General features: G+C 67.6%; 18 protein-coding genes. 12 read left to right on the plus strand and 6 right to left on the minus strand.

Translation table 11 applies throughout. The features are described 5' to 3' along the window. Window positions 1–51 precede the first annotated feature (51 nt). Both CFB50_RS27705 and CFB50_RS27710 read right to left on the minus strand, forming a co-directional pair. Window positions 52–1,146 (minus strand): potassium channel family protein, encoded by a 1,095-nt coding sequence (locus tag CFB50_RS27705; RefSeq protein WP_069251854.1) that lies wholly within the window; start codon window positions 1,144–1,146, stop codon window positions 52–54. Window positions 1,147–1,228: 82 nt separating this feature from the next. Next, window positions 1,229–2,563: an NAD(P)/FAD-dependent oxidoreductase gene (locus CFB50_RS27710; protein ID WP_089447915.1), complete on the minus strand. Its 1,335-nt coding sequence runs from the start codon at window positions 2,561–2,563 to the stop codon at window positions 1,229–1,231. A 224-nt stretch (window positions 2,564–2,787) separates the two neighbouring features. On the opposite strand from CFB50_RS27710, the gene CFB50_RS27715 reads away from it, so the two are divergent. Together CFB50_RS27715 and CFB50_RS27720 are read left to right on the plus strand one after the other, a co-directional pair. Then, entirely contained in the window at window positions 2,788–3,642 is an 855-nt protein-coding gene (locus tag CFB50_RS27715) for a helix-turn-helix domain-containing protein (protein WP_089447916.1), read from the plus strand. A gap of 127 nt (window positions 3,643–3,769) precedes the next feature. Beyond that, window positions 3,770–5,437: an ATP-binding domain-containing protein gene (locus CFB50_RS27720; RefSeq protein ID WP_089447917.1), complete on the plus strand. Its 1,668-nt coding sequence runs from the start codon at window positions 3,770–3,772 to the stop codon at window positions 5,435–5,437. Window positions 5,438–5,493: 56 nt separating this feature from the next. Here the strand turns inward: CFB50_RS27720 and CFB50_RS27725 are convergent, their stop codons facing one another. Further along, on the minus strand, window positions 5,494–7,053 hold the full coding sequence (locus CFB50_RS27725) for a methyl-accepting chemotaxis protein (protein WP_089447918.1): 1,560 nt from the start codon (window positions 7,051–7,053) through the stop codon (window positions 5,494–5,496). A gap of 229 nt (window positions 7,054–7,282) precedes the next feature. Here CFB50_RS27725 and CFB50_RS27730 point away from each other — a divergent pair, with 229 nt between their 5' ends. Next, complete coding sequence (locus tag CFB50_RS27730; protein ID WP_089447919.1) at window positions 7,283–8,797, plus strand: MDR family MFS transporter; 1,515 nt, start codon at window positions 7,283–7,285, stop codon at window positions 8,795–8,797. Window positions 8,798–8,855: 58 nt separating this feature from the next. On the opposite strand, the gene CFB50_RS27735 is transcribed toward CFB50_RS27730, so the two are convergent. Continuing rightward, on the minus strand, window positions 8,856–9,854 hold the full coding sequence (locus tag CFB50_RS27735) for a quinone oxidoreductase family protein (protein ID WP_089447920.1): 999 nt from the start codon (window positions 9,852–9,854) through the stop codon (window positions 8,856–8,858). Window positions 9,855–9,985: 131 nt separating this feature from the next. Between CFB50_RS27735 and CFB50_RS27740 the strand changes: the two genes are divergently transcribed. The 6 genes from CFB50_RS27740 (at window position 9,986) to CFB50_RS27765 (ending at window position 14,583) form a co-directional block, all read left to right on the plus strand. Next, entirely contained in the window at window positions 9,986–10,858 is an 873-nt protein-coding gene (locus CFB50_RS27740; protein WP_089448441.1) for a LysR family transcriptional regulator, read from the plus strand. A gap of 87 nt (window positions 10,859–10,945) precedes the next feature. Further along, window positions 10,946–11,506 (plus strand): GNAT family N-acetyltransferase, encoded by a 561-nt coding sequence (locus tag CFB50_RS27745; RefSeq protein ID WP_089447921.1) that lies wholly within the window; start codon window positions 10,946–10,948, stop codon window positions 11,504–11,506. A 9-nt stretch (window positions 11,507–11,515) separates the two neighbouring features. Then, complete coding sequence (locus tag CFB50_RS27750) at window positions 11,516–12,355, plus strand: MerR family transcriptional regulator (RefSeq protein WP_089447922.1); 840 nt, start codon at window positions 11,516–11,518, stop codon at window positions 12,353–12,355. A 123-nt stretch (window positions 12,356–12,478) separates the two neighbouring features. Continuing rightward, window positions 12,479–13,462, plus strand: coding sequence for a sulfonate ABC transporter substrate-binding protein (locus CFB50_RS27755; RefSeq protein ID WP_089447923.1), 984 nt, complete (start codon window positions 12,479–12,481; stop codon window positions 13,460–13,462). A gap of 415 nt (window positions 13,463–13,877) precedes the next feature. Beyond that, a complete protein-coding gene (locus CFB50_RS27760) occupies window positions 13,878–14,081 on the plus strand; it encodes a cold-shock protein (protein ID WP_006485974.1) in 204 nt (67 codons plus the stop codon). Between the two features lie 277 nt (window positions 14,082–14,358). Next, the gene (locus tag CFB50_RS27765) at window positions 14,359–14,583 is read left to right on the plus strand and encodes a hypothetical protein (protein WP_069251863.1); all 225 of its coding nucleotides are present in this window, start codon (window positions 14,359–14,361) and stop codon (window positions 14,581–14,583) included. Window positions 14,584–14,898: 315 nt separating this feature from the next. Here CFB50_RS27765 and CFB50_RS27770 read toward each other — a convergent pair whose 3' ends face one another. Continuing rightward, complete coding sequence (locus CFB50_RS27770; protein ID WP_089447924.1) at window positions 14,899–16,332, minus strand: CoA transferase; 1,434 nt, start codon at window positions 16,330–16,332, stop codon at window positions 14,899–14,901. A 103-nt stretch (window positions 16,333–16,435) separates the two neighbouring features. Here CFB50_RS27770 and CFB50_RS27775 point away from each other — a divergent pair, with 103 nt between their 5' ends. Beyond that, window positions 16,436–17,731 (plus strand): citrate synthase family protein, encoded by a 1,296-nt coding sequence (locus CFB50_RS27775; protein WP_089447925.1) that lies wholly within the window; start codon window positions 16,436–16,438, stop codon window positions 17,729–17,731. 239 nt (window positions 17,732–17,970) lie between these two features. On the opposite strand, the gene speB is transcribed toward CFB50_RS27775, so the two are convergent. Beyond that, complete coding sequence (speB, locus tag CFB50_RS27780; protein WP_089447926.1) at window positions 17,971–18,939, minus strand: agmatinase; 969 nt, start codon at window positions 18,937–18,939, stop codon at window positions 17,971–17,973. A gap of 434 nt (window positions 18,940–19,373) precedes the next feature. Between speB and CFB50_RS27790 the strand changes: the two genes are divergently transcribed. Together CFB50_RS27790 and CFB50_RS27795 are read left to right on the plus strand one after the other, a co-directional pair. Further along, window positions 19,374–20,045: a lysoplasmalogenase gene (locus CFB50_RS27790; protein WP_089448442.1), complete on the plus strand. Its 672-nt coding sequence runs from the start codon at window positions 19,374–19,376 to the stop codon at window positions 20,043–20,045. A 246-nt stretch (window positions 20,046–20,291) separates the two neighbouring features. Beyond that, complete coding sequence (locus CFB50_RS27795; RefSeq protein WP_089447927.1) at window positions 20,292–21,881, plus strand: flavin-containing monooxygenase; 1,590 nt, start codon at window positions 20,292–20,294, stop codon at window positions 21,879–21,881. The last annotated feature ends 20 nt before the right edge of the window (window positions 21,882–21,901 follow it).

The following is a 21,901-nucleotide window of genomic DNA, read 5'->3' on the forward strand; positions in this document are numbered from 1 at the left end:
TCAGCGGCAACCGGTCGGCCATGTTGCCATACGAACCATCACACCCCGCCGTCAAACATCCGGATCCGGAATCCGCGCCGACTGGATCACGACCAGCGTGTCCCCCTTCTCGATCCGGCACGGCGGATCTTCATAGAACGAAAAGATCTTCCCGCATCGATCGAGCCCGACGACGATCGCGCCCGGCACGACGTTCGTCATGCAGCCGACCTCCTGCGGCATCGCCTCGCGCTCCAGCAGCGTCGCGCGGCCGCGCGTCGACAGCATGTCGTTCACGAACGGCACGATGTAGCGGCTGTGCACGGCATCCGCGAGCAGCAGCGCGCCGATCTTCGTCGACGACACGATCACGTCGGCGCCCGCCTGCCGCAGTTGCCGCTGATACAGGTTCTCCTGGATCCGCACGACGATCTTCGTATCGGGCGCGATGCTGCGCACCGACAACGTGAGCAGGATCGCGGTCGGATCGTCCGTCACCGAAATGATCACGGCCTTCGCTTCACGCACCTGTGCCTGCTGCAGCAGATCCTCGTGCGCGGGATCGCCGAGCAATCCCGCCACGCCGAGCGACGTCGCGGCTTCGATCGCCTGCTGCTGCGAATCGATCACGATGAGCGTCGCCGGATCGACGCCGCTCTCGAGCAGTTCGCGCACCGCGATCGAGCCGGACAGGCCATAGCCGCAGACGACGATGTGATCGGACAATTGCTTCTGCAGGCGTTTCATGCGGAATTCCTCGATGACGCGCTGGATCACGAACTGATACGCCGTGCCCAGGAAAATGAACCAGATGACGATGCGGATCGGCACGATGAAGAACGCATCGATCAGGCGCGCCCGCGCAGTGACGGGCACGATGTCGCCATAGCCGACCGTCGCGACCGTGACCATCGTGAAGTACACGAGATCGGCAACGGTCATCGGCGTGCTCTTGGTCGAATCGCGCAACCCGTCGCGATCGAGATACAGCACGAGGAACGCGAGCGTGCACAGCAGCACGACCGCGCCGATCCGGAACAGCAGCGTGCGCCGCGGCGACGTCGCGGGACGCGTGAACAGCGTGCGCGCACGCGGCGCCTGCCACGGGTTGCGGGCGCGACGCAGGCGTGAGCGCAACGAGCGGCGCTGGGCGGAGGGCGAAGCCAACGGGGAATCTCCTGAAGGATGCGGGCTCGATTCTACGATGGGTCGGTCGCGGCCGGCCGACGTCATCGCATCGATGCGTCGGCTACAGCATGCTGCGCGGCCGCACCATCGTGCCGTCGACGAAGCGCTGCGCGCGAAACGCGGACAGGTCGAGCGACGGCGCACCCGTGTCGATCCATTCGGCCAGCAGCCGCCCGACGATCGGACCCATCGCGAAACCGTGCCCGCAGAACCCCGTCGCAATCGCGAGCCCGGACGGCGCGCCCGGCGCATCGATCACCGGAATGCCGTCGGGCAGCACGTCGATCAGGCCGGCCCAGGCCTCGACGATCTGCGCGTCCTTCAGCGCGGGAAAGATCGCCTTGAGCTTCGCGAGCGCGCGCGGCGCATGCGCGCGATTCGGCTGCGGCTGCGGATCGCGCGGCTCGATCGGCCCGGCCGCCCCGTTGATGCGGGCCAGCGCATCGCGCCACGCGGCCCCGTTCACGTGCAGCCGGAATTTGTCGCGCTGCGACCAGAACTCCGGCCAGAACAGGCTCAATCCGCGCAGGTGGCCGAGCGTCAGGTCGACGTCGACCTGCATGTCGTCGGCGAGATTGATCGCACCGTTCTTGCGCTGCCGGATACCGAGGCCGTGGCCCCACACCGTCGACGCCGACACCGGCGGCACCACGTTGGTGCGCATGCAGGTGCCGCGCACGGCCTGTTGCGGGAGCCGGATGCCGACGCCATCGAGCAGCCGGAAGCTGGTCGCACCGGCCGCGCAGATCACGCGCCGCGTGCGGATCGTGCCGCGCTCGGTCACGACGCCGACCACTGCACCGCCGGCCGTCTCGATCGCGGTCACGCCGCAGCCTTCGAAGAAGCGCGCCCCCGCCTCGGCGGCACGCGCGGCGAACGCGGCGGCCACGCGACGCGGCTCGGCCTGCCCGTCGGTCGCGGTGTACAGCCCGCCGAGCGTGCGTGCCTGCGGCGAAAGGCCGCTGACGCGCTCGTCGATCTGCGCGCGCGTCAGCGTGCGCGTGTCGAGCCCGTGCTCGCGCGCGACGGCGAGCCACGCGTTGAACGACGCCCAGTCCGTTTCGTTGTCCGCAATATAAAGACAGCCGCCCTGCCGCCATTCGAGATCGAAACCGAGGGTTTCCTCTAACGCTTCCCAGATCTTCATGCCGGCCATCATCAGCGGCACCTCGGCCGCTTCGCGACCCTGCTGCCGCACGAAGCCCCACGCGCGGGTCGACTGCTGTCCGGCGATGCGCGACTTGTCGAGCACGACGGCCTTCAGGCCGCGCAGGCCCAGGTAATACGCGGCTGCGCAGCCCATGATGCCGGCGCCGGCGATCACGACGTCGGCTTCGGACGGGAATGGGGTGTCGGCGAGGGTCAGGGCATCATGCAGCGGATAGGTCGTCGTCATTATTTCCTGTCAGGCGTTAATGCATCCGAGTGTGGGCGGCGGCGGTAACGTCGTGACACACCTTTCACACAAACGCACGTTCCACCACGCTGAATAACGACCATTTTGCGGTAAAGTTATCTTTTCCGCGCGTGGCCGGTCGGCTCGCCCCTGGACGTCATGAAGACTGTCCGTCGAGACTGCCGCAAGGCGTCGTTCTGAACGTCACGATCCGTTCCCGTAGCATGACCACTGAAGCAATCACCACGGATTCCCTCGCGGTTGCCGAGCGCGTGCGCGAGCTGATGACCCGCAACGGCATCGGCAAGCGCCAGCAGACCACCGAGCTGTGCCGCATCCTCGACCTGAGTTTCTCGCAAGGCCACCGCAAACTGCGCGGCAGCAGCCCCTGGACGCTCGCGCAGATCAAGAAAGTCGCCGAAGCGTACGGCGAACCCGCCGCGCAGCTGTTCGGCGCACAAACGCTCGACCCCGGCATGGTCGGCGCCTATTCGCAGGAAGCCGTCCTTTACGCGGGCGTCGCCGAGATTCCGTGCACCGCCTGGATCGGCGCGCCGCTCGAAGCCGGCGCGCGCCCCGAATTCGTCGCGTATGAACAAAACGGCCGGTGGCGCGTGCTGCGCCACACCGGCGTGCTGTACCAGAACGCGTACGACGTGCACAAGATCGAGATCTATCCACGCCGCGCGGAGAGCGACAAGCTCGTCGTCGCGGTGATCGACCCCGATCGCGTCAGCGCGACCGAGCTGTGCCGCTATCTCGAACGCCAGGGTTTCGCGACCACCGCATTCGACGGCCTCGCGCCGTTCGTCGATGCGCTGCAGGGCCAGGCGTTCGACGCGGTCCTGACCGAGTGGCTGTTCGACGACAGCACGGCGGCCACCGCGATCAAGGCGGTGCGCACGTCGGACAACCCGGGCGCACCGATCTTCGTGCTGACCGGCGACCTGCTCACCGGCCGCGCGAGCGAAGCCGACATCAGCGAAGTGATCCGCGCGTTCGACGTCGTCTGCTACGAAAAGCCCGCGCGCATGGCGATCCTCAGCGCCGATCTCGCGAAACGGCTCGCCCGCGGGTAACGTCCCCGGGGCCGTTCTTCCTCCGGACGGCCGGCGTCCGCGCGGCACGGCGGTCGTGAACAGGTGCATAGCTCAGTACAATAGCCGCACCCGTTCACGCCCACGCCGGCATCCGCCGCCCGACGCCATGGCCCGCCTCATCCCCGACGACTGGAAAAGCCTCGCCGCGACCGGCGCGGCCGAACGCGAGCGCGAAACGCTCGCCGCGCTCGAACACGCGCTGCCCGACAGCTACACCGTGTATCACGGCGTGCACTGGACCCGCGCCGACCAGGCGTTCTCGGTATTCGGCGAGGCCGCGTTCGTCGTCGTGAGCCCGGCCGGCCGCGTGCTGCTGATCGAGCAGAAGGCCGGCTTCCTGCGCGAAACGCCGAAGGGGCTCGTGAAGGTCTATCTGCAGAAGGAACGCAATGTCCCGATCCAGCTCGCGCGCACGCAGGAAACGCTGCATCGGCGCCTGACGGCCGCGCTCGGCGCGGGTGTCTACGGCGTCGAGGCGCTGCTGTACTGCCCCGACTACTCGATCCGCGACGCGTCGATCGCCGGCGTCGCGGCCGACCGCATCGTCGATGCGTCGCGCAAGGCGCAGCTCGCGCAAGTGATCCTGCAGATCCTGCCCGAGGACGACGAACACTTTCCGAACGCGCCGAAGCTCCACCATTTCCTCGCGGACGAGCTCGCGCTCACGCCCGACACGAGCGCGCTCGTCGGGCAGGCCGGCACGCTCGTCACTCGGCTGTCGGGCGGCCTCGCCGCGTGGGCGCGCCAGCTCGAATTCGCGCCGTTCCGGCTGCGCGTCACCGGCACGGCCGGCTCGGGCAAGACGCAGCTCGCCGTGCAGGCGATGCGCGATGCGGTCGCGGCCGGCAAGCGCGTGCTCTACGTGTGTTTCAACCGGCCGCTCGCCGACTACATCGCACGCATCGCGCCGCCCGGCGCGAAGATCGCGAACTACCACCAGCTATGCGACTGGGTCGCGCGCGACGGCGGCTACACGCCCGACTTCCAGGTGCCCGGCGAATTCGAGCGGCTCGAGGCGCGCTTCGCGGAAACGCCGATTCCCGAGCACTGGCGCTTCGACGTGCTGGTCGTCGACGAAGGGCAGGATTTCCATGCGCCGTGGGCGGCCGCCCTGGCGCGCTTGCTGGCATCGGATGGCGCATGGTGGTGGCTTGAGGATCCGCTGCAGAACCTGTACATGCGCGAGCCCGTCGCGCTGCCCGGCTGGGTCACGCTGAAGGCGCTCACGAACTACCGCAGCCCGCGCGACCTACTCGAATTCGTGCGCGACATCGTCGGCCGGGTCGAGCCGCTGGCGGCCGAGCTGCGCTCGGGCAGCCCGTTCGACGGTTCGGATCCGTCGGTGTCGTCGTACGGGGAAGAAGGCGCGTCGGGAGACGCGCTGGCCGACGCCTGCATCGACGCGACCAAGCGGGCCATCACGCATGCGCTGTCGCTCGGCTTCCGCAAGCAGGACATCGCGGTGCTGTCGTATCGCGGCCGCGAGGGCTCGGTGCTCGCGCCGCTCGACCAGCTCGGCCCGCACCGGCTCAAGAGCTTCACCGGCAAGTACGACCTGTTCGGCAACCCGGAGTATCGCGAAGGCGACGTGCTGCTCGATTCGATCTACCGCTTCAAGGGCCAGTCGGCGCCGTGCGTGATCCTCACCGAGGTCGACTTCGACACGCTCGACGCGCGTGCCGCGCGCAAGCTGTTCGTCGGCGCGACGCGCGCGACGATGAAGCTGCTGATCGTCGCGTCGTCGCGCGCGGCCGCGCAACTCGCGGCCGTCTGATGTAACGAGCGGACGGCAGGCAGGCAAGCGCCCGCCCCGTCGCCGCCCTCGGCCGGTCAGGCGACGCGGAACGCGCCGACCGCGCGGCGCAGCCCGTCGGCCTGCTCTTCCAGCGATGCTGCGGCCGCCGCGGCCTGCTCGACGAGCGCCGCGTTCTGCTGCGACACCTGGTCCATCTGCGATACCGCGCGGTTCACCTGCTCGATCCCGTCGCGCTGCTCGTTCGACGCGGCCGCGATCTCGGTCATGATGCCCGTCACGCGGCCGATCGCCTGCTGGATGTCCTGCATCGTCGCGCCCGCCGTGCCGACGAGCCGCGAGCCGGTCGCGACGCGTTCCACCGATTCGCCGATCAGCGTGCGGATTTCCTTCGCCGCCGACGCCGAGCGTTGCGCGAGCGTGCGTACCTCGCCCGCGACCACCGCGAAGCCGCGTCCCTGCTCGCCCGCGCGCGCGGCTTCGACTGCCGCATTCAGCGCGAGGATGTTGGTCTGGAACGCGATGCCCTCGATCGTGCCGATGATGTCGGCGACCTTCTGCGAGCTCTGGTCGATCTCGTTCATCGTGCCGATCACTTCGCCAACCACCGTCGCACCGCGCGTGGCGATCTCGCTCGCGGTATCCGCGCAGGCCTGCGCTTCCATCGCATTGTCCGCGTTCTGCTTCACGGTCGCGGTGAGTTGTTCCATGCTCGCGGCCGTCTCCTGCAGCGCGGACGCCTGTTCCTCGGTGCGCTGCGACAGGTCGGTATTGCCGGCCGCGATCTGGTGCGTCGCCGTCGAGATCGCTTCGGAACCCTGGCTGACCTGGCGAACCGTATCCGCGAGGCTGCGCTGCATGCCGGTCACGCCCTTGACCAGCTCGGCCATCTCGTCACGCGACGACCAGTGCACTTCCGACGTCAGATCGCCGTCCGACAGGCGGCGGAAATGCGACAGCAGCCGGTTCACCGGCTGGGTGATCGCGTAATGCAGGCCGATCGCGCAGCCGAGGCACGCGGCCAGGCCGAACGCGATACCGGCGATCGCGCCGGCGCGCATCCAGCCGTAATAGGTCTGCGCGGTGTCGTACACGTCCTTGCCGCGTGCGACCTGGTACGCGTCGAGCGCATCGGTCGCCTGCGTGAGCGCGACCGACAGCGGCGGCGCAACCGACATCAGCAGCCGGTCGGCCTCGTCGCGACGGCCGTCGCGGACCGCGTCGATCATCGGCTTCAGCGCCTGCCCGATCAGCGCCTGGCGCGCGGCGTCGAGGCGGCTCGCGAGCGGGCCTTCGTCGCCGTCGTGCGGCATCGACGCGTAGCCGCGCCAGGCGGCGTCGGCCTTCCCGAGATAGCTCTCGGCCTTCTTGACGAGATCGGGCACTTCCGGCGCTTCCGGATGCAGCATCGCGCGGTCGAGCGTCGTGCGCACGATCGTCAGGTTCAGGCTGGCCGCCGACAGCGCGGTCTTCGCAGCCAGTTGCTGCGTATAAGCCTCGTCGAGCGCGCGGTTCGAGCTCTGCATGCCGGCGAGGCCGATCAGCCCCGACACGATGAGCAGCACGGCGACGAGGCCGAGCGTGGAGAAGATCCGCGTACGGATCGAGAAACGGGAAAACAGGGCGTTCAGGTTCATGACGGGACGTGAGCGGTGAAAAGTGCCGCGGCAATCGGTCCGCAGCACTCTGGATTACGGTTTGCCTGCAAAAAACTTGAGTCCGTCCCCGCTTTCCCCTGATCCCGGTCAATTTTCCGGGCCGGCAATCTCCTGTTACGGTTGCAACACATCGAGGCTGAGCAGAAATTGACCCGTCAACTATCCATGGCTATATTCGACACAATTCCCTGCCATGGCAGATAACTCGATGACAACCGACACCCTCCTCACTCCGCCGGCCGCCGAAACGGCCCGCCGCGACGCGCCGACCGGGCTGATCGTCGCCGCGCTGCTGCTCGTCATGCTGCTGTCCGCACTCGACCAGACGATCGTGTCGACCGCGCTGCCGACGATCGTCGGCGAGCTCGGCGGGCTCGACCAGTTGTCGTGGGTCGTCACCGCGTACCTGCTCTCCTCCACCGTCGTGCTGCCGCTGTACGGCAAGCTCGGCGACCTGTACGGCCGCAAGATCGTGCTGCAGGCCGCGATCGTGCTGTTCCTGGCCGGCTCCGCGCTGTGCGGCGTCGCGCAGGACATGACGCAGCTGATCGTGCTGCGCGCGCTGCAGGGGCTGGGTGGCGGCGGCCTGATGGTCGTCACGATGGCCGCGATCGGCGATCTGGTGCCGCCCGATCGCCGCGCGCGCTACCAGGGGATGTTCGGCGGCGTGTACGGCCTCGCGACGATCATCGGCCCGCTGCTCGGCGGCTTCCTGGTCGAGCACCTGTCGTGGCGCTGGATCTTCACGATCAACCTGCCGCTCGGCTTTCTCGCGCTTGCGGTGATCGGCGTCGCGTTCCGGCCGCACACCGCGCATGTGAAGCACCGGATCGACTACATGGGCGCCGCGTTCCTCGCCACCGCCCTCACCTGCGTGATCCTGTTCACCAGCGAAGGCGGCTCGCTGCTGCCGTGGACGTCGCCGCAGCTGTGGATGACGCTCGTGCTCGGCGTCGTCGCGATCGGCGGCTTCATTTACGAAGAGCGGCTCGCGGCCGAGCCGATCATGCCGCTCGCGCTGTTCCGCCATCGCACCTTCGTGCTGGTCAGCCTGATCGGCTTCGTCGTCGGGATCGCCCTGTTCGGCTCGGTCACGTTCATCCCGCTCTACCTGCAGGTCGTGAAGGGCTCGACGCCGTCGCAGGCCGGGATGCAGTTGCTGCCGATGATGGGCGGGATGCTCGTGACGTCGATCGTCAGCGGTCGGCTGATCTCGCGGCTCGGCTCGTACCGGATGTTCCCGATCCTGGGCACGCTGACCGGCGGCATCGCGATGGCGCTGCTGTCGACGCTGACGCTCGATACGCCGCTGCACACGATGTACGCGTACATGGCGCTGCTCGGGATCGGCCTCGGCATGGTGATGCCCGTGCTCACGCTCGCCGTGCAGAACACGGTCGAATTCCGGCACATGGGCGTCGCGACGTCGGGCGCGACGCTGTTCCGCTCGATCGGCGGCTCGCTCGGTGTCGCGGCGTTCGGCGCGCTCTTCTCGCACGGGCTGCAGTCGCGGGTGATGGCTGCGCTGCCGGCCGGCACGGAGCTGCCGCCCGCGCTCGGGCCGACCGCCGTCCACCAGTTGCCGGATGCCGTGCGCGATGCGTACCTGCATGCGTTCGCCGGTTCGCTGCACGTCGTGTATCTGGCGGCGGCGACGGTCATCGCGATCGCATTCGTGCTCGCGTGGTTCGTCGAGGATGCGCCGCTGCGCAAGCACAACTGAGCGTCGCGCGGATCGCGACACGAGCGTCGGGCCGCATCGCGATCCCCATCCTTCGCCATCAAGGCACCAGCACGACCCCACCCGTCGTCGCACGCGACTCCAGCAACCGGTGCGCCTCGGCCGCCTGTTCGAGCGGCACCCGCGCGCCGATCTCCACGTGCATCCCGCCCGCCAGCCGCTCGAGCGTCGCGCGCGCAGCCTCCCGATAGCCGTCAACGTCACGCGCGATGAAGCCGAGCACGCTCGGCCGCGCCAGCGCGATCGACCGCGCCGGCCCCAGCTCGTCGAGATCGAACGTCTGCCGCGCACCGATCGCGGCCACCTGCCCGATGCTCGCGACCATCCCGAACGGACGGACCGCGCCGAGCGTGCGCGTCAGCACGTCGCCGCCAATCCCGTCGATCGCATAATCGACCCCCGCGCCGCCGCCGAACGCGCGTGCCGCCGCGACAAAATCCTCCTCGCGGTAATCGACGACCGCCTCGGCGCCATGCTTGCGCGCGAGCGCGGCCTTCGCGGCCGACCCGACCGTGCCGATCACCCGCGCGCCGAGCGCCCGCGCCCATTGCGTCGCCAGCAGCCCGACGCCGCCGGCCGCCGCATGCACGAGCACCGTGTCGCCCGCGCCGACCTGCCGGACGCGATGCAGCAGCATGTAAGCGGTGATCCCTTTCAGCAGCCCGGCCGCGGCGGCTTCGTCGCTCAACCCGCCGGGGATCGGCAGCACGCGCCCGGCCGGCATCGTGCGCAGGCTCGCATAGCTGCCGGTCGGCATGCCCGCATACGCGACGCGCTGGCCGGGGACGAGATCCGTCACGCCCGGGCCGACCGCATCGATCACGCCGGCCGCTTCGACACCGAGCGCATCCGGCAGCGCGGGCAATGCATGCGCGCCTGTTCTGAAGTAGATGTCGACGAAATTCACGCCGATCGCGGTCTGGCGAATCCGCACTTCGCCGGCGCCGGGCGGCGCGACGGGCGCATCGACGCGGCGCAGTACGCCGGCGTCACCGTAACGGTCGATCCCGATCCGGATGGCGGTGGCAGTCTGGGTCATGACGTTCCTCGTAATCGAATGAAGTGACACGATCATCCCATCGTGCATAATCGAACGGAATTCCCGTCAAGCGCCCATCTACTGTGCAAGATTCGACCGATCAGGATCCCGTTCCCGCGTCCGCGCTGCCGATGAGCTGGGACGACATCCGTTATTTCCTCGCGGTGCTGCGCGGCGGCAGCCTGTCGGCCGCCGCGCGGGCGCTGCAGGTTCAGCATTCGACGGTCGCGCGGCGCATCGACGCGCTGGAGTCCGCACTCGGCATCCGGCTGTTCGACCGCCTGCCGCGCGGCTGGCCGCCGACCGACGAAGGGCTGCACCTTGCCGAGCACGCGGCACGCATCGAAACCGACGCGCACGCGTTCGCGCGCGCCGCCCAGGGTGCGGCGGCGCTCGACGGCGTGGTGCGCGTATCGGCGTCGCCGGTGTTCGCCAGCCATTTCCTCGCGCCGCGGCTCGCCCGCGCGCAGCGCGCGTGGCCGGCGCTGCGCATCGACCTGCTGGGCGAGATGCACGCGGCGAACCTGTACGCGCGCGAAGCCGATCTCGCGGTGCGCCTGTCGCGGCCGACCGAGCCGGGTCTCGCCGCGCGCCGGCTCGGCACGATGCGCTTCGCGCTGTGCGCGTCGCCGGAATGGGCGGACGCACCGCCCGACACCTGGCCGTTCGTCGGCTACGACGACGCGCTCGCGCAAACGCCGCAGCACCAGTGGCTCGCCCGCTTCGCGGCCGGGCGCCGTTTCGCGTTCGTCACCAACGACCTGGCCGCGCAGCATCGCGCGTGCGCGGCCGGCGCCGGCGTCGCGCTGCTGCCGCGGTTTCTCGTCGACGATCCGGCCGCGCATGCCGGCGCGCCGCTCGTCGAACTGACAGCCGCGCCGCGTTGCGACATCGAGCGCGAGATCTGGCTCGTGGTCCACCCGGACGTGCGCCGGTCGCCGCGCGTGCAGCGTGTCGCCGACGCGATCGCCGAGGCCGTTCACGCGGCGGACGGACGGCTGTAGGCGACCGCCTTCGCACACGGCTTTGCCATGCGCACGGGCCGCCGGCATAGTAGCGGTTTGCATTCGAAATTCGCCGGACCCGCCGCCATGCCCACCGCCCCCGCCTGCGTCGTTCGAGACGCGACCGACACCGACCTCGATGCGATCCACGCGATCTATGCGCATCACGTTCACCACAGCGTCGCGTCGTTCGAGGAAACGCCGCCCGACGTCGCCGAACTGCGCGCGCGCCGCGACGCGGTGCTGCGCCACGGGCTGCCATACCTCGTCGCCGAATGCGACGGCCGCGTGGCCGGCTACGCGTACGCGACGCCGTACCGCACGCGCAGTGCGTACCGCTTCACGATCGAGGATTCGATCTACATCGACGATGCACAGCGCGGGCGCGGGATCGGCCGCGCGCTGCTCGCAGCGCTGATCGAACGTTGCGAGGCCGGCCCATGGCGGCAGATGATCGCGGTGATCGCCGACGGCGGCACCGGCGGCTCGACGTCGCTGCATCGCGCGTTCGGCTTCGAGCCGGCCGGCGTGCTGAAGGCGGCCGGTTTCAAGCACGGCCGCTGGATCGATACGGCGCTGCTGCAACGCCCGCTGGGCGACGGTGCGGACACGCTCCCTGTCTCGCCCGAGCCCGTCACGTCGCGCTAGAATGGCCGCATGTCAAAACAGACTCATTCCACACCCGACGAGGCAGCGCCGGACGCCCGCAACGAGTACACGGTCGATGAACTCGCGCGCGTGTCCGACACGACCGTGCGCAACGTCCGTGCGTACCAGGATCGCGGTTTGCTCGCGCCGCCGGAAAAGCGCGGCCGCGTCGGCATCTACGACGACACGCACGTCGCGCGCCTGAAGCTGATCAACCACCTGCTCGCGCGCGGCTACACGCTGTCGAACATCCAGGACCTGATCAAGGCAATCGACGAAGGCCACGACCTGCGCTCGATCCTCGGCCTCGAAAACGCGATCGGCGGGCGCTGGTCGCACGAACTGCCGAAGACCTATTCGCTTGCCGCGCTCGCGCAGATGTTCGGCCCGCAGGCCACCACGCAGCTGTCACGCGTGACCGAACTCGGCCTGCTCGAACGGCGCGGCCTGTCGTTCGTCGCCAAGAGCCCCGCGCTGCTCGAAGCGGCGGCCGCGATGACGAAGGAAGGCATTCCGCCGCGCGAGTTGCTCGACGTGATCAGCCTCGCGCGGCCGCATTTCGATGCGATCGCGCGGCTGCTCGTCGACCTCGTCGTGAAGCGGCTCGACCGCTACGACGCAGGCACGCTGCCACCCGCCACCGACGTGCCCGAACTGGTCGACGCGATCTGGCGCCTGCGCCCGCTTGCGGCCGTGTTCGTCGAAGGCGAGACGAACCGCGCACTGGAAACCGCGGCGAGCGCGTATCTCGGCGGCCGCGTCGCGACGATCCTCGACAAGAAGCTCAGCGACGAGGCCGCGCGGCAGTCCGGTACCCCTTCACCGGAAAACGGCAGCGACGAAGCATAGGTGCGCCGCCGTCATATTGATATCGGCAATGCTTCGTTTGCGGGCGCGATCGCCCATGCGACGATTCTTCCAACCGAGCGGCACCGCCGCTCGCCCGAAGACGTTTTGCATGGAGTCCGTTCGATGATTCGTTTCACCCGCTGGATCGCCCGCACCGCCGCCGTCACCACGCTCGTCGCGCTGTCCGCCGCATCGGCCCTCGCGCAAGGCGGCGCCGACAAATTCGTGCGCATCGGCTACCAGAAGGCCGGCCTGCTGTCGGTCATCAAGGCGCAAGGTTCGCTCGAAGCGCGGCTCAAGCCGCTCGGCTATGGCGTGCAGTGGTTCGAATTCCCGGCCGGCCCGCAGCTGCTCGAAGCGCTGAACGCGAACAGCATCGACTTCGGCTATACGGGTGCGCCGCCGCCCGTGTTCGCACAGGCGGCCGGCGTGCACTTCGTCTATGTCGGCGCGGAACCGCCGGCGCCGCACAACGAAGCCGTGGTCGTGAAGGCCGATTCGCCGATCCGTTCGGTCGCCGGCCTGCGCGGCAAGAAGATCGCGCTGCAGAAGGGCTCGAGCGCAAACTATCTGCTGCTCGAAGCGCTGAAGAAGGCCGGCGTGCGCTACGACGAAATCCGCCCCGTGTACCTTGCACCGGCAGACGCGCGCGCCGCATTCGAAAGCGGCAACGTCGATGCATGGGTCGTTTGGGATCCGTATTATGCAGCCGCGCAGAATGCGCTGAAGGTGCGTACGCTGTCCGACTACACGGGCCTCGCGGCGACCAACAACTTCTACGAAGCGACCCGGGACTTCGCGCAGCAGCATCCGGACGTGGTCGGCGCGATCCTGAAGCAGGCGCGCGAGACGGGCCAGTGGGTCAACACGCATCCGGCCGACACGGCCGCGTTGATCGCACCGAAGGTCGGCCTGCCGCAACCGCTCGTCGAGACGTGGATCAAGCGTGTCCCGTTTGGCGCAGTGCCGCTCGACGAAAAGATCGTCGCGGCCCAGCAAGGTGTCGCCGATGCGTTTTATGCGGCGAAGCTGATTCCGCAGAAGCTGAACGTGGCCGACAACACATGGGTCGACAAAAGCGCGCAGCGTGCGCTCGCGGCGGAGTAGCGGAAACGCAGCGCGCATAGCGTCGAGAAGGCCGACGGGCATACGACTCGTCAGCCTTTTTTGTTCTTGTCGAATTTTGGGGAAACGCGGGACGGACTGTCGGCGTCCGCGCCAGCGCGCGAGTCCCGCTTTTACGTTTATCGTGGACACCCCTGCGCGTCATGCCGGGTAGCGTGCGCAGCCAGGCAGGGCCACATCGCTTCATCCGCAAAACGGGCCGCGTCGTGAAACAGTTACAAGTTAACGATTGACGCCACCGCTGCCTAGCGGTTAATGTTGCGGTCGAAGTTCAAGAAGTCCGATTGCTGTTCATCAATTGATCGCTCCTCAGCGGTATTCGTTGTCCACTCCCTCCTTGACGCTTCATGCGCTCTTTTCAGAGCAAATCTTCACATTTTTTTCTCAAGGAATCTTCATGGATACCGGTATCGTCAAGTGGTTCAACGACAGCAAAGGCTTTGGCTTCATCACGCCCGACAACGGCGGCGACGACCTCTTCGCACACTTCTCCGAAATTCGCGCCGACGGCTTCAAGACGCTGGCTGAAAATCAGAAAGTGAGCTTCGAAACGAAGCAAGGCCCGAAGGGTCTGCAAGCGGCCAACATCAAGCCGCTGTAAAGTTTGAAGAACCCGGCCTCCTGTAACGGGCGCCGGGTTGCAGCGACATCCTCGCGGAGCCTGGTCTCCCAAAGTTGGCGCGATTGCTCTTAGCTGCCTCTGTTCATTCAGCAGCTCGCCAAGCGCCACACGCCTCGTTGCACTTCATTCCCCCTCTGGCTGCCAAGCCCTTTTTCGCTTTACGACCGCGTCAGATTCAGCTCGCAATGGCTTTGAATCGGCATACCCGTGCACATTCCGCACGGCACGCGCGCACTCGAACATCATTAAAATTAAAATGCATAACCAACAAATTCATCAATACAACGGCTATGCCGTCCAACCCTCGGCGCATCGTTTGCCCGACGGTAGTTTTTCATCCAACCTGCTGCTTGAACGCGCCGGTAGCCCTCGCACCGAAGGCCGCTACCAGTTCTATTCGCTCGACTACTTCACGAGCGAGGAGCAGGCGTTGCAGCATTCGGCCCGCTGGGCACGCAACTGGGTCGACACGCGCGGTTAAACACAACGCCCGACCCTCGATCGAGCAACACGCAACGCGCCGGCGGTCTACGCCGGCCGACTTGCTTCACTAGCCCGCCCCCCTCTCCGCCGAACGCGCTCCGTCCGATCAGGCATGCACAGGCCGGCAATCAGGGCGCGGCGGGCGCACATCGGGAAACACGCCGCCGATCGCTTCGGCCGCGTGTTCCAGCACGTTCGCGCGCTGTCCGATGATGACCACCTGCGCATTGCGCTGAACGAAATGCATCGCCGTGGCCGAGTCGATTCCCGTCCTGCCGCCACTCACCGATACTTGCCGATTCATCGCACCGCCTCATAGATCGTCGTTCGAAGACAACCATTCGGGTTCGTACGCACCCAGTGCGCGCGCCGGATAAAACCATCGGAGCGATGCATCGTCGATCTGCACCGGTGGAAGGAGTCGGGATGCCGGCCCCCACGACGTCGGTTCGACGTGTTCCGCACGATCACGTTCGTCGTCGGCGACCAGTTCGACCACCTCGCTCATCGGCTCCGACCGCAGCTGCAACTCGGCCGCCGTACGCGCCAGCGAAGCGCGCACCTCGGTACCGACGCCCTCTTTCATTCGCATCGTCAGCCCGCGGATGGCGGCCGTCGCCATCAGGTAGCCGGTCGCATGGTCGATCGCCTGAACGGGCAGGTTCACCGGCTCATCACTGCCCGTCACGCGCATACCCGCCTCGGCGATTCCCGTGCTCATTTGAATGAGGCTGTCGAAGCCGCGCCGGCAACGCCATTCACCACTCCAGCCATAAGCGTCGAGCGACACGTCGATGAGCGCAGGATTCAGCTCGCGCCGATGCGCAGCATCGAGTCCGAGTCGCGCGAGCGCGTCCGACCGGTAACCGTGCACGACGATATCCGCGCTGCGGAGCAACTGCTTGAGCGTATCGAGATCCGCGGCATCCTTCAGGTTCAGCCGCGCACACCGCTTGCCGAGGACGACTTCGGGTACCGTGCCCGGCTCTTCCCAGCCGTACGGATCGATGCGCAGCACGTCGGCACCCAGGCCCGCCAGAAACCGTGTCGCCACGGGGCCCGCGAGAATGCGCGTCAGGTCGAGCACGCGAATGCCGCGCAACGGCCGGCCTTTCGAAGGCCGCCAGTCATGTGCGACGGCATCGGTCGCGGCATGAACATGCAGCAACGGTTCGGCTGCGACCGCCTTGCCCTGCGGATGCCCGGCCCACTCCTGCGCCGAGTACATCGCCGCGGCACACCCGCCGCGCTCGACGATCGCATCTTCGAGCGCACCGGCGTCCCAGCGGTTCACCGCTTGCGCGACCGACTGCGCATCGGCCGCGCAGCCGAGCACCGACAACGCGGCCAGCCGATGATGCGGCGCGTTGGTGTGCAACCGGATCCAGCGATCGCGCGCCCGATAGTTGCCGGCCACCGGATCCCATTGAGGCGGCATCGTCCAGCCCTGCGGACGCAGCGACGTGCCGAACCACAGCGACGCCATGCGCCGGTCGACCCGCACCGCCGGCAACATCCCGGTCGATGCATGCAGCAATTCGGCAACGGCCGTTGCTGCCGCGCCGATCGCCGCCGTGGCGATGTCGGTTACGCGAAATGCCGAAACCAGTTCGCCCGACCCGCTGAAGCTGCACGACTCGAGAAGAGCCTGAGCCCCACCCGCCGCGCACCAGAACGCCCGTAGATGACGCGACACCCGATCGTCATCGGCCGCGGCCCGTTCCCTCGACATTTGATCGACACCCATGTTCGCCTCGCATGAATCAGGTGAGGCAAAGATCGTCTCGCTCGCATTTGCTGTCAACGTTGATTATCCTGATCAACCTGTCGAACGATTCCCCCTGCGCACGATGTCGAACTACCTGAATTCGACCGAAGCCGCGGCAAGGCTCGGTGTCTCGCGGCAAACCCTCTATGCGTACGTCAGCCGCGGCCTGCTTCGCGCGGAGCCAGGCGGCAGCCACCGTGAAAGCCGCTACCTCGCGGCCGACGTCGACCGGCTCGCGGATCAACGCGCACGCGGCCGCAAGCCGAAGGAAGTGGCGAAGGCCGCGCTGAACTGGGGGTCGCCCGTGCTCGAATCGAGCATCACGTTGATCGATGGCGGCCGGCTTTTCTATCGCGGTGTGGATGCACTCGATCTCGCTGCCCGCGCGAGTCTCGAGGAAGTCGCGGCGCTGCTGTGGCGATGCGACGAGCAGACCGCGTTCGGCCGTCACGTCCCCGCTACGCCGTCGGTACTGCGGACGCTCTTCAGGCACTACGCCGGTCAACGCACCGAGCAAGCGCTGCTGCCGCTCTTCGCCGTCGCGAGCGAGGACGCGCCGACGGCGATCTGGCATCAGTCGGCCGAGCGTCAGACGCAGGGCTGCGGCGATCTCGTGCGGATTCTGGCGGCATGCCTGCTGCGCACCCGGATCGATACGGCACCCATCCACGAGCAATGCGCGCGGGCATGGGGCGTCGGGCCGGCGGGCGCCGAACTGATCAGGATGGCGCTCGTGCTGTGCGCGGACCACGAACTGAACGCGTCGAGCTTCACGGGGCGGTGCATCGCGTCGACGAACGCGAGCTTGCGGGCCGTCGTGGTCGGCGGCCTGGCCGGCTTGTCGGGCGAGCGGCACGGCGCCACCACCGCGCGTGGCGAAGCACTGTGGGACGAACTGGGTAATAAGGACGTCGAGCAAAAAATGGGCGCGCGTCTCGCCCGGGGTGACGGCTTGCCCGGCTTCGGGCATGCGCTCTATCCCGATGGCGACGTGCGCGCGACGTATCTGTTGTCGCGGATCCTGCCGCGCCACCCTCAATGGAAAAGGATGATCGATACCGGGAGTGCGCTCGTCGGCCAGAAGCCCTCGCTGGATCTCGCGCTGGTAGCGTTGCGCCGGCATTTGCGGCTTCCCGTCGGCGCGGCATTCGGCCTGTTCGCGCTTGGCCGCTCGATCGGCTGGATCGCGCATGGGCTGGAGCAGCGCGAGCAATCCGATCTCATCAGGCCGCGTGCGGTTTATACGGGGGCGTGGCCAGATGGCGCCGGCGCCGGGGCGGATCATGCTCGATCGCGCGGACGCTCGGGAAAGCAGCAAACAACACAACCTGCAGCGCCGAAAGACGACATGCTTGCGGCTTTCTTCAGGAATAGATAGTTTTTTGCTTGATGTGATGATGTCGGCGCACATCATCAGGACTACGCCGACGCCTCGTCGGCGTACGTGAGTAGCCATCCGATGACCTGCCACCGATATCGCCAACGGATCCGCAAGCTCGGTCTGGGGAAATCCTGGAAGGCGCTCTACCGGATTCACCGGATGCAATCGGCACCCGGCGCATCGCCCGGGTGATGCACGCACCGCGCCAGCGGCACGCGCATGCCCGGCATGCCGACTTACTTCAGCGCCCCCGCCACCTTCTTCTGCCGCCACAGACACAGCAGATCACACGCGACATGCGCGGCCGCGATCGCCGTGATGTCCGCGTGGTCGTACGCGGGCGCGACCTCGACCACATCCGCGCCGACCAGGTTCACCGCGCCGAGCGCACGCACGATCGCGAGCGCCTGTGCGGACGACAGCCCGCCCGCGACCGGCGTGCCGGTGCCAGGCGCGAACGCCGGATCGAGGCAATCGATATCGAACGTCAGGTACGCGGGCCGGGTGCCCACGATATCGACGATCCGCTCGACCGCCGCGCGCGCGCCATGGTCATGCACCCACGCCGCATCGAGCCGCTCAATGCCGAGAAAGTCGTCGTTCCACGTGCGAATCCCGACCTGCACCGACGTCGCCGGATCGATCAGCCCTTCCTTCACGGCCTTGTAGAACATCGTCCCGTGATTGAGGCTGTCCGGATCGTCGTCGGCCCACGTATCGCAGTGCGCATCGAAATGGATCAGCGACAGCGGCTTGCCGTAGCGCTCCGCATGCGCGACCAGCAGCGGATACGTGATGTAGTGGTCGCCGCCGAGCGTCAGCATCTTCGCGCCGGAACCGAGGATCGTGCGCGCATGCTCGATGATCGCGGGCTTGATCGACAGCGGGTTGTGCGCGTCGAACCAGCAATCGCCGTAGTCGACGGCCGCGAGATCGTCGAACGGGTTGAAACCCCACGGATACGGATGAAGCTCCGCGAGCTGCACGCTGGCCGCGCGGATCGCGGCCGGGCCGAGCCGCGCGCCGGAGCGGTAGGTCGTCGCGAGATCGAGCGGCACGCCGGAGATCGCGACGTCGACGCCGTCGAGCGCGCGCGAATAGTTGCGGCGCATGAACGACAGCACGCCCGCATAGGTGTTTTCGATCGACGAGCCATACGGCGTCGTGCGACGGATCGCGCCGTCGCCGTGGAGAAGTTCGGTCATGGTCGGACCTGTTTTCGTGGGGAGGCCCGCCCGCCCCGCTTCGCATGAGCGCACGGGCCGGGCACGGCTGGGATTCATCGGGCCCGCATCGGCTGCGCATCCAGTCGCGCGGCCGGGCGGAACAACGACAACGACACCAACAACCACATCGACAACGGCAATACCGCGGCGATCATAGCAAGCCGAATTGAAGTCGTTGCCCCGGTTCAACCGGGGCAACGCGCGGAGAAATCCGGCGGCCGCGCCCAGGCATCGGAGCCCGGCATCGCCGGATTGCTGCGCCGGCGGGCCATCCTTGGTGCATGGCGATCCCGGTCGCTTCCTAGAAGGATTCGCCGGTTTTCGCACGCCCTTTCTTCCGGATAATGGCCGGCAGCCGCGCCCTCGACCGCGCGCCGTCCACCGCAGACAACAACAACCCGGAGACACCCGCCTTGATCGCCACGCTTCCCGCCACCTACCGCCGGCTCTGGCCGCTCGCCGTCGTCGCCGCGCTGCTGTATGGACTGTCGCTCGCCGCCGCGCCCTATCCCGGCCAGGCCGCCGCGAAAGCCGCGATGGGCATCCTGCTGCTCGCGGCGGGCAGCACCTGCGCCGCATCGCGCGAACGCACGTGGCTGTGTGCGGCGCTCGTGACGGCCGTGCTCGGCGACGTACTGCTCGCGCTGCCCGACTGGCCGCTGTCGTTCGTCCTCGGCCTCGGCGCGTTCCTGCTCACGCACCTGTGCTACTGCGCGATCTTCATGCGCTGGCGCGCACGGCCGCACGGCTGGCGCATCGTCGCGCTCGTCGGGCTGTGGATCGCCGCGCCGGCGTTCTACGTGGCGTTCTTCCCGCACCTCGGCGAGTTGATGGCGCCGGTCGCCGTCTACATGCTCATGCTGTGCGCGATGGCGAGCTTCGCGCTCGCCGCCCGCACGCGTGGCCCGCTGGTGGCCATCGGCAGCCTGATCTTCGTCGGCTCCGATACGCTGATCGGCGTCGGCCGCTTCCTCGGCGGCTTTCCGGGCATCGATTACCTGATCTGGGGCCTCTACGCGCTCGCGCAGGTCACGATCGTGGCCGGGGTTTTCCATGAGACGGCCGGTCGATCGATCCGTCCCTGATACCGTTTCAAACAGACCGCCGCGCACCGGCGGTTTCGCCAGCGTCTTCTCTCTTCCTGTCGACGGCCCTTTCCGCGTATCCCGCAATGCGGAAACGGGCGCGTTCCAAACCCCGCTCAGCCTTTTCCCGTCTGGCTTCCGGCCCTTAGAGCGCCGCTTCTAGCCTCTTGCGGTTTCCGGGTTCACCCACTATCGTTACATCAAACAATGTAACATTCGAAAATGAGCCAAATCGGAGACACCCGGATGAATGCTCGCACGTTGCCTTTCGGTCCGCCCGGCCACGACGGCCTGGACGAAACCATCGACATCGCCATCATCGGCACCGGCTTCGCCGGCCTCGGGATGGCGATCCGCCTGCGTCAAACAGGTGTGACCGATTTCGTCGTCCTCGAGAAGGCCGCGTCGGTCGGCGGCACGTGGCGCGACAATCATTACCCCGGGTGTGCATGCGACGTGCAATCGCACGTCTATTCGTTCTCGTTCGCACCGAACCCGCGCTGGACGCGCATGTTCGCGCCGCAGCCGGAGATCCGCGCCTATCTGGAAGACTGCGTGCAGCGCTTCGGCGTCGGCCCGCACCTGCGCCTGAACCACGAACTGCAGCGCGCCGAATACGACGAGGCCGCGCAACGCTGGCGCCTCACGTTCGCGAACGGCAAGCGGCTGTCCGCGCGCGTGCTGGTGTCGGGAATGGGCGGGCTGTCGCGCGCCGCGCTGCCGTCGATTCCCGGCGTCGAGCACTTCAAGGGCCGCGCGTTCCACTCGCAGCAGTGGGATCACGACTATGCGCTCGAAGGCAAGCGCGTCGCGGTGATCGGCACCGGCGCGAGCGCGATTCAGTTCGTGCCGCAGATCGCGCCGCGCGTGAAGGCGCTCGCGCTGTTCCAGCGCACGCCGCCGTGGATCATGCCGAAGCCCGACCGCAACCTGACCGGTTTCGAGAAATGGCTGTTCCGCACGCTGCCGTTCACGCAGAAAGTCGTGCGCAGCGGCATCTACTGGATGCTCGAATCGCGCGTGCTCGGCTTCGCGATCCATCCGTCGCTGATGAAGAACGTGCAGAAGCTCGCGCTGCGCCACATCCGCAAGCAGATTCCCGATCCGGAGCTGCGCAAGACCGTCACGCCGAACTACACGCTCGGCTGCAAGCGCGTGCTGATCTCGAACGACTACTACCCGGCGCTGTCGCGCAAGAACGTCGACGTGATCACGACCGGCATCGACCACATCGAAGCCGACGCGGTCGTGACGACCGACGGCAAGCGCCATGAAGTCGACTGCCTGATCTACGGCACCGGCTTCCAGGTCGCCGATCCATTTCCGCGCGGCGCGATCGTCGGCCGCGGCGGCCTCGACATCGTCGATGCATGGCGCGACGGCGCACACGCGTATCTCGGCACGACGCTGCCCGGCTATCCGAACTTCTTCATGATCGTCGGCCCGAACACCGGCCTCGGCCACAACTCGATGGTGTTCATGATCGAGTCGCAGATCGAATACATCCTCGGCGCGCTGCAGGCGATGCACCGCGAGCGAGCGGATGCGATCGAGGTACGCCCGCTCGTCGAGGCGCAGTTCAACAGCGACCTGCAGGGCAAGCTCAAGAAGGCGATCTGGTCGACGGGCGGCTGCAAGAGCTGGTACCTCGACCCGCGCACCGGCAAGAACACGACGCTGTGGCCGGGCTTCACGTGGCGCTTCCGCCAGGCGACCGCGCACTTCTCGATCGCCGACTACCACGCGTACCGCGCGCCGCAACACGACACGGCCGCGCGGCCCGCCGCCGCGCCCGCCGCTTCCGCTTCGACTTCCCCGTCCGCCGAAGCGGCCTGAGCCAGACAAGGAGCAACCGA

This window comes from Burkholderia sp. AU33423 (assembly GCF_002223135.1).
GTDB lineage: Bacteria > Pseudomonadota > Gammaproteobacteria > Burkholderiales > Burkholderiaceae > Burkholderia > Burkholderia lata_D.